Source organism: Aurantimonas sp. NFXS3 (genome assembly GCF_049132005.1).
Classification (GTDB): Bacteria; Pseudomonadota; Alphaproteobacteria; order Rhizobiales; family Rhizobiaceae; genus Aurantimonas; species Aurantimonas coralicida.
In genome coordinates, this window is record NZ_JAGDDZ010000015.1 from 1 (window position 1) to 8,325 (window position 8,325).

Below are 8,325 nucleotides of genomic sequence, written 5' to 3' on the forward strand. Positions count from 1 at the left end.
TGCCAAAATCAATGGTTTCAAAGGATGCCGCTGATGAGATCACGTCGCTCGACGCCATGCTGGAGCTTGGGAGCGACGACGAGCCCATTAACGTCCTGGTAGGATACAACCTAGGTAACCTAACGTGGTCGTCAGATGTTGCACTCGCAAAGTTCGTTGAATGGTCGGAAATAGCGAACGATCCCGACCGTGGCGAGGTGGCGCAGCGCAAATTAGATCCCACTCACGCAAAAAGCCTTGCAGCATTCATGCTGAAAGGCCTCGTTAATGCAGCTATTATCAAAAGGCGCCTTCAGGATAAGGACGTTCCAGAAAGTTTCTTTGACATCCAAAATAAACTTGGAACTAAGCCGTATTGTGCACTCCAGCCTATTGTTGCAAATATACGTTCTATTGATCCGAATAAGCCATCTATTCGTGCCGATAGGGCTACGACCTCTAGGGGGGAGACCGTTGGTTTTAAGGTTTTCATGCCTAGAAGCTATCGATGGTGGGTAGTTGATGGTCAGCACCGGCGATTTGGCGCTGAAATGGTTCTTGATTGGCTTAAGGAAGTTACTCGGAATGGAAAATATCCTGCAAGAGGATCAATTGTTGATCTTAGAGGGGATGTGTCGCCTGAAGAAATGACGGTGTGGCTCGAGGCTTATGAGTGTGCTCGGAATTTCGCTACTGTGAAAATAGAGTTTCACTTGGGTCTAGATACGGATCAGGAACGGCAGTTGTTTCATGATTTGAATAATCTCGGTAAAAAGATCAATGTTTCGCAAGCTACGGAGTTCGATCAGGGAAATCCGATCAATCGTTTTGTGCGAGAAACGATTGAAGATGAACTTGGTGTGACGGCAACAGATAGAGAAATCAAGGATTGGAACAAAGACAGTGGAGCAATCCTTACAAAAGATCTCGCAGCTATCAATGCAATCGCCTTCCTTAATCGAACAAATGTTCGTAGTGCAACACCGGCCGTTGTTAACGAAAGATCGGCTGTAATTGAAGGTCTTTGGACTGCGATTGTCTCTTTGCCGTATTTCGGGCAGCCAGGAGCCAAGCTACAAACGGTAGCAGCTCAGCCAGTTGTATTAAAGGCGCTAGCAAAAATCACATTCGATCTGAATTTTTCTAACCGACGTCCTGTAAATGGTGGAGACATATATGAAGATATGTTGAGCCATCTGGAGGATATTGACTTTAGTCATGAAAATCCAATGTGGAGGTTCTACCATTTGTCGGCGAGGGATCGGGAGAATTTTGGTGTTTCCGGACTCGCAGAATATCTACCAAATCGTGGAGTCGATACCGCAGCGTCAAATAGAGATATCGGCGCATACCAAAGTGGTGTTATGCGCTTTGGTGCGAAGCATAATGATATATTCCCGATCCTGGCGGATATGATGCGATGGAAGCTTCAGTTGCCCAATCGCCATGCAGGAGATATGGGCCTGGAAGAGGCGGGGGGAGCCTAGCAAAATAAGCCGCCGGGTTTCCCGGCGGCTTCTTCATCAAGCCATATCAGAATGGCCAAAGAGACGAAGTATCATGCATGCTGTCGAGGCTAATCGGTTAGCGATCACTTCGGATCGGAGCGTGACGGACGGTAAGGGTCGAGTCATAGCAGGGATTGACGCGACTCGACGCGTCAGGTCTCATTAACCCCAACGAAGCAGACGCCTGAAACGAAAGAAGGCTTCCAGGTTTGCCGCCTGGAAGCCTTCTAAAACGGGTAAAAGCCGAAGCTATTCCTCGTCCTCAACAAGCGAGATAATGGCCCTCGGCCCCCGGATCGTCAAGGCGCGACGACCGAAAGCCGATCACAAAATGTCAGTCGCTACTGATCTCTTTGCCGAAGCGCCACACCCTGACTTCCTGAAGCGCTTAGAGCTGTTCCGCAGCGGCGGCGTCTCTGCGCTCCAACGGACACTTAAACCAGCACCCCAAACGCCCTCGTTGTTCCCGGCGCGCAAGCCGACCCCTCGCCCCCGCCATGACCGTCCCGAGCCACGCGGTTCGCGCCAATACGCGGACACGATGTCTACGACGGCCGCGCGCGACGATCGCCTGACACCGAATGCCAAGGCGCTTCTACAGGTCATCCGCGCACGGTGTGGCAAGGGACGCGAGACGCCGACCTGTAAGTCGACGCTGGCCTCGATCATGTCCCGGTCACGTAGGACGATCGCCCGCTACCTGCGCGACTTAGAGCGCTTCGGCTACATCAACACCGAGATCCGCTGCACCGGCCGAGGGCTGCACACGGGATTGATCATCACGATCACCGACGCCGTCCTGGCGTTCTTTGCCGAGACCAAGGGGCTAGCCCGATGGCTGGCCGAGACGAAAGGGCTCGACGGACTGCCCTTTGCGGCTGAAACCCCCGGGATTCATAGGGTGACACAGTTGTCTCCCACAAACGAAGTCACAAAAGATTCTTTCCTAAGCCCAAGGAAAGGGCTCTCGAAGGACGCGGGGCGAAGGCCCAAACCATCTGGATAAGCGCGCCAGCGGCCACGTATGGCGAAGGGAAGGGCTATTGATGAAGAATGCGATCGTCGTGGTGATGGGGATTGCGGTAGCTATCGCAGCATTCGGCGACAAAGCCGAGTCTTCTACTGCTAATTCGTTCCTTAATGGAGTTCAACTCTACGAGAAGTGTAACGGCGGAAGTATATCTGCAACCGTTTCATGCAATTCATACATAATAGGCGCGATAGATTCGATATTTGTATTAGACTACGGGAAGACTGTCTGCGCTCAATCTGAGGCCGATTTTCAACAACTTGTTGACGTTGTTATAAGGGATCTAAGAGAAATCCCTGAGTATCGCCATTATGCTGCAGCAGATATTATCTTGAATGCAATGAGGAAAGCCTTTCCTTGCAAGCAATAGGGCAAGGTGCTGGTCACGCATAAGCGTAGTTAGCAAAACCTTAACGCCTCTCGCCCATGATCTCGCACGTGTGGCGCCACGGGTTACAGCACGTCGCGTCGCACGTCCGACGAACCGCGACGCCGCCAGCTTGGCCCGTGTCGCATGACGGGGCGCAGCACGTGACCGACGACACCATCCTCCTGTCCTACGATGAGCTGGCCGAACGGCTCGGCATCACCCGCGAAAGCGCCCGGCAGCTCACCCTGCGCAAGCGATGGGCTCGGCGCAAAGGCAATGATGGCCGCGCCCGTGTCGAAGTCCCGCTCGACGCTTTGCCCGTCGTCACGTCCGACAGCCCGTCACAAGACACGCCCGACGATACGGACGTAACCCGTGCGTTGACACGTCACATTGAGCGTCTTGAGCAAGCGCTTGATACGGCTGAAGAGCGTGCCAATCGCTTCGAGCTGGAACGTGATATGGCCCGTGATGAGACACGTGCGGCCGAACGTGATCGAGATGCGGCCCGCGAGGCCGAGATTGTGATCCAATCCCAGATCGAGGCGCTTCAAAAGGTGCTGAAGATCGAGACCGATGCAGCCCTCGATCGCGTCGCCGAGCTGAAGGCTGAACGCGACCAGTGGCGCGAACAGGCGACCCGGTCCTGGTGGCGGCGCTTGGCGGGGTAATTAGCGGCGGTCGACATTCTGCCGCTCCTGCACCGCGACGAAAGGGTTACAGGCTGGCAGCCTACCAAGCACGGGCTTCGCCCTGGGCGTTGGAGTTGTGCGCTTGAACAACTCCTTTAACGTCCCTGAAGGCCGATGAGGCAAACCACCACTTCTGCTTTGCAAATAGACCCGTTCCAGCTAGCGTTCGAGTCGCTGCACGCGATGGGGGGACGGACTGGTCCTTCAAAACTGCCCGTCCCCGCCGTAAGGCCCGTCAGCTGGCGCTACACCCGCATAGTCCTCTGCCATCGAGAGGGCGATGCGTGCCACGGTGTTTCTACCGTCGCATTTTCTGCGACAAGATCAAGCCCGAACCGTTGGCATCGTAGCGCAAGTGATCGATGCGTTCGTCGCATTTTGTGCGATTGTTGACCGCCGAACAGAGCGCAACTTCCTGGCATTGGCCCATCGAATGATCCGCGCCTATGCCTTGGGACCTCGCAACTAGATGCGCGCGCGCCTCGGCCGGCGCGGATCTAGAGGGTCGCTTCTACTCAAGCTGCGGCTGCAACCTTCTCCTCAGCTTCGACGCGATCCTTGATCTCGCTCCAGACCTTTCCGACAGCGACGAGGAACTCGAAGACGTCGGCGTTCGTCATTTCGATGTTCGCGAAGATGTCGTCAAACCACTCCTGTGCTTCGTCGTAGTTCTCGCCATAGAGGGCTTCGCCCAGTTGCTCGAACATGTTCTTTGTGGGGTCGAAGGGCGTCTCCTCAAGCGTTTTGATCGCCGCATAAGAAGCATCTTCACGCACCCAGGCGCGCGCTCGACGGCGCAACATCTCCTTCTTGTGGGTTTTGTTCTCCTCCTTTGATTGACGAAGGCGCTCGATAGTCTCTTCGACTGCACCAAGCTTGCCAGCGTCGATCAAGCGAAACGCTTGATCGAACGCCTGACGCGCTAAAAGGCTAAAATTCAGATTGTCTTGGTTTGATGTGATGCGTGTGTGCATCGCTTCATCGGGAATGGAAATGGATATGCGAGCCATTGGGAGGTCTCCTCGAGTTGCCGGAAACCCAATGTGCATCTTTTTATTAATTAATCAACCAGATGCGCAAAACTAAAAATCATGCGCATTCGTTCAATCTGGCCCAGTCTCGCTGCGATCTCAACCCGGGGATAGAGCATAGCCAAGTGAGGTCACGCGACCCGTTCAAGGATCCGCTTGACTGTCATAGCCGTCCATTCCCCACCTCGCGCAGTGCGCACCCCTTGATCGTTGAGCGACTTGGCAATTGCCCTCAGCGAAGAGCGGCCAGATGCGCGGAGCTGGTGCACAAGCGGCACGACGTTCTCAGCGAAAACATTGGCCTGTTCTGCATTCTTTGCCGCCCCAGCCCGTTGCGCGTCCCGGAGGTTCGTCCGGTTTCCAAGCTGTGCCCCCGCCGCTTTCTTCACCTGGAGCGCGGCCGCTGTGCGTGCCGAAATCAGCGCGCGCTCTCTCTCAGCCAAAGCGGCGTAAATGTGCATCATGAACGGGTCGGCGTCGGCGCCTAGCTCGGCGACAATGAAGGGGACTCGCTGCGCCATCAGACCAGCGACGAATGCAACGTCGCGGCTCAGCCGGTCGAGCTTAGCGACTAGCACTGGGCACTTCGCACGGCGAGCCTTCGCTAGAGCACCAGCAAGGACCGGTCGGCGATCTAGGGCGTCTGCACCCTTGCCGGTCTCGATTTCGATACACTCATCTACGATTATGATGCCCTCGGCCTCGGCAAACCGGGCCACGGCCGCACGCTGCGCTTCGATGCCGAGGCCGCTTTTGCCTTGGGTCTGCGTCGACACCCGAATGTAGGAAATCGCGGTGTTGATCATCGTGTCAGTCCTATACGACGGGCGTTTGTATCAACTCTAAACGAACATTTAGAGTTGATACGATCAAATCGCAAGCGAAAAAACGTGCGAGGTCGGCCGCAATGCGCTAATATATGTTAACTGTTAACAACAAGAGAAGCACCGTGTCTGATCATTCGCATATTCGCCTTCACCCAGAACGCCTGAGCCAGCTTCGGATGCTGGCTGACGCCCGCAAGGAAACCATCGCCGAGACGGTCGAGGGGCTCATTTCGAAGGCGCTCCAGGAGGAGCCCTTTCTCGACTTCATTCCTAGCCTCAAGGTCATGGCAGGTGACAACAATGTTTTGCTGTCCGCAGGCTCGGCGGTTTATATCGGACTAACCCCTCAGGAAGCCTACGGGCTCGCTATCCACGTTAAACGGATCATTGATGGGGAGAACGGGAAAGGCCGCTCACTCAAGGCGCGAGGCTTTGAAATCGTGATCGGCCGGCGTGGCCGTGCTCTCGTCCTTCGGATCGCCGACGCAACCGGGGCCGTCTCTGCACATAGTTTGACGTATTCCCTCGCCGGCGATCTGCAACGTCAGCTCACAGACGCGGCCCAGTTTCTGGCAGATATCCATGTCGCCTGAGGCCGAATTCACCGAACCTCACTCGCTCAGCCTTTACGGCTCAGAGCAGGACATTGACCGCATTCTGAATGAGGCGCTCGCTATCCTAGCTGGCCCCCTTGACCCGGATTGTTGGTTCGCCCCGCTGCAGAACCAGACAACCTTTGACGCCTGGCTGATTTCCAGAACGATCCAGCTGCAGCGTGAGGAAGCTCGAGCTGCAGAGGCCGCCGCCGCACTGCTTGAAGATGAGGAGCCCGAGGGGGACGACGAGACCGACCTGGCTGGCAATCTGGAAAATCCGGCTGCTGGCCAATCGGTAAATGGGGCTGCCTCGGATCTGCTTGGAATTTACCGCTTGGTCGGCAAGTCGGTAAGCGGCGCCGACGCCCATTCACAAGAACACGGCCAGCTCCAACCTTCGACGTTGCAAGGGCTGCCGGGGTCCAGCCAATACGCTGAAAACAGCTCCTTGGCGGATCGTTCCTTTAGTCTCTCTTTCCATGCATCGGCAGTAGGAGCAGACGTCGAAGATGGGACAACGCCGAACCTTCTGCAGGGGCGCTTCAAGCACGCAGCAGACGAGGGCAAGGCGAAGGGTCTGATCACGCGAAAGGGTCCGCCTCGCTGGCGCGACCTTGGCCTGGCTAGTCGGGTCCTTGCGCTTAATGATGGCCTTGCTCGTCGACACGTCGCGCACTCTGCGGTGACCATCAACCTCGGACGCGCCATCCAGGCGCGGATGCGGCAGAACGGGGCAGCTTGGTTCGGCAAGCGCGTCAGCCTTGCCCTGGAGCAGGCTGAGCGCGCGATCGGGCGCGATCTCGACTTCTGGCTCGTTCTGGAGACCTGGACGCACGGTGCACCGCGTCCGCACTTCCATGGCGTGATCAGCTGCTCTGCACAGGAGCGCCCCATTGTCGAAGCTGCGCTGAAACAGGCGGCCGGTAAGTGGGATGCGCGACGCGGCGAAGAGTATCAGATCGACTGGAGCGAACGAGACGGATCTCCGGATGACGGTTGGGTCGACTACGTCACGAAGAAAGCAGACCATACTCGCCATACCTTTCCGGACGGCTCCCTCGTTACAGCCAGTCAGCAAGCTCGCCAGGACGCGCGGGCTGCGTTCACGATCTGGCGCGCTGCCCAGGGCGGGCGCCATGACTGAGGCCGTGACCCCGAAGCGCCGCTACACCCGGCTGACGCCGGCGACATGGGCCGAAATCCGATCCCACTGGCAAGTGGGCGAGGTGACTCTTGCAGAGCTCGCACATCGCTATGACGTCTCCACCAGGGCGCTGCAGACGCACTTCAGCAAGCACGGCACTGTGAAGGGCGCCGAGGCTGCGGCGCTCGCACAGGCAGTTCAGGCGAAGGTGCTCGAGCAGGACCTTCCGGATGAGGATATGCTCGTCGAGCGAGCCAGAACTACGCGCGAGACCTCCTTCAAGAACGCCACCGTGGTCGAAAACCTCGTGATGACGCAGCTCGCACACGCACAGAGGTCACCAGAGGCAGCGTTCAAGGCCTCTGCAGCGCTGAAGGCGTTGAGCTTGGCTGCCGGCACTCTGGAGCGCCTCTACGCCCTCAAATCGTCTGCGCTAGGCTTGGACAAAGACCCTGCTCATGGCCGTGAGCTTCCCGAGCTCGTCCTGCATGACATCACGCTGGAAGAGATTGACGCGATCCAGCGTGGGGATGGCAACGAAGTCGACGATGAGCTTGTCGACGAAGAGAACCTAGCGCCCGTCTAAATCGCCCATCATCTGGCATCGCACTCGCAAAGTGCGCTCCAATTTCGTTCAGCAGGCCGGCGCCACGTAGTTACGCGCGATGCGTCAGAAGAACCGAAGTCGTAGAACTACGCACGACAGCTGAACCCCTTGCAGCGTGTGTGCTCATCAAAAATTTCAGGACGCAATTGGCTATGTGGACCGCTTGCCCGAGGCAGCAGTCCCTATCAACCAACACTAAGCCATTGAATTTCAATACGTATGACAATCCTGGGAGGCGCGAATTTTTCTCCAGGGATATTTTTTATACGCCATAAAAATAGACATTGACATTCCAGGGGTGTTTCGACAAATTCGAAACAGTCCTGGACGTAAATTTTTATCACCCTGGTTTGTCTCGGACGATCGCCAGGGTGAAAGGGAAGGAGATGATGATGTTCGGAAATACGGTGGGAATGCCAAAATCAATGGTTTCAAAGGATGCCGCTGATGAGATCACGTCGCTCGACGCCATGCTGGAGCTTGGGAGCGACGACGAGCCCATTAACGTCCTGGTAGGATACAACCTAGGTAACCTAACGTG

9 protein-coding genes are annotated in these 8,325 nt (G+C 56.4%); 7 read left to right on the top strand and 2 right to left on the bottom strand.

Annotated features, from left to right (window positions below):
- The 4 genes from J3367_RS20825 to J3367_RS20840 form a co-directional block, all read left to right on the top strand.
- A partial coding sequence (locus tag J3367_RS20825; RefSeq protein WP_421462539.1) for a DNA sulfur modification protein DndB occupies nucleotides 1-1,466 on the top strand: 1,466 nt, incomplete at its 5' end.
- Nucleotides 1,467-1,764: 298 nt separating this feature from the next.
- Complete coding sequence (locus J3367_RS20830) at nucleotides 1,765-2,493, top strand: helix-turn-helix domain-containing protein (RefSeq protein WP_421462540.1); 729 nt, start codon at nucleotides 1,765-1,767, stop codon at nucleotides 2,491-2,493.
- A gap of 40 nt (nucleotides 2,494-2,533) precedes the next feature.
- Nucleotides 2,534-2,887 carry a Rap1a/Tai family immunity protein gene (locus tag J3367_RS20835; RefSeq protein WP_421462542.1) on the top strand — a complete coding sequence of 118 codons (354 nt, stop codon included), beginning with the start codon at nucleotides 2,534-2,536 and terminating at the stop codon, nucleotides 2,885-2,887.
- A 161-nt stretch (nucleotides 2,888-3,048) separates the two neighbouring features.
- Nucleotides 3,049-3,558, top strand: coding sequence for a hypothetical protein (locus tag J3367_RS20840; protein WP_421462544.1), 510 nt, complete (start codon nucleotides 3,049-3,051; stop codon nucleotides 3,556-3,558).
- A gap of 536 nt (nucleotides 3,559-4,094) precedes the next feature.
- On the opposite strand, the gene J3367_RS20845 is transcribed toward J3367_RS20840, so the two are convergent.
- On the bottom strand, nucleotides 4,095-4,589 hold the full coding sequence (locus J3367_RS20845) for a hypothetical protein (RefSeq protein WP_421462546.1): 495 nt from the start codon (nucleotides 4,587-4,589) through the stop codon (nucleotides 4,095-4,097).
- Between the two features lie 152 nt (nucleotides 4,590-4,741).
- Nucleotides 4,742-5,416 carry a recombinase family protein gene (locus J3367_RS20850; RefSeq protein WP_421462547.1) on the bottom strand — a complete coding sequence of 225 codons (675 nt, stop codon included), beginning with the start codon at nucleotides 5,414-5,416 and terminating at the stop codon, nucleotides 4,742-4,744.
- Nucleotides 5,417-5,559: 143 nt separating this feature from the next.
- Between J3367_RS20850 and J3367_RS20855 the strand changes: the two genes are divergently transcribed.
- Genes J3367_RS20855 through J3367_RS20865 form a run of 3 tightly spaced genes read left to right on the top strand, consistent with a single transcriptional unit; the run spans nucleotide 5,560 to nucleotide 7,763 of the window.
- Complete coding sequence (locus tag J3367_RS20855; RefSeq protein WP_421462549.1) at nucleotides 5,560-6,030, top strand: hypothetical protein; 471 nt, start codon at nucleotides 5,560-5,562, stop codon at nucleotides 6,028-6,030.
- Complete coding sequence (locus J3367_RS20860; RefSeq protein ID WP_421462550.1) at nucleotides 6,020-7,177, top strand: hypothetical protein; 1,158 nt, start codon at nucleotides 6,020-6,022, stop codon at nucleotides 7,175-7,177. Before J3367_RS20855 ends, J3367_RS20860 begins: the two co-directional genes overlap by 11 nt.
- Nucleotides 7,170-7,763 carry a hypothetical protein gene (locus J3367_RS20865; protein ID WP_421462552.1) on the top strand — a complete coding sequence of 198 codons (594 nt, stop codon included), beginning with the start codon at nucleotides 7,170-7,172 and terminating at the stop codon, nucleotides 7,761-7,763. The genes J3367_RS20860 and J3367_RS20865 overlap by 8 nt, the downstream gene beginning before the upstream one ends.
- The last annotated feature ends 562 nt before the right edge of the window (nucleotides 7,764-8,325 follow it).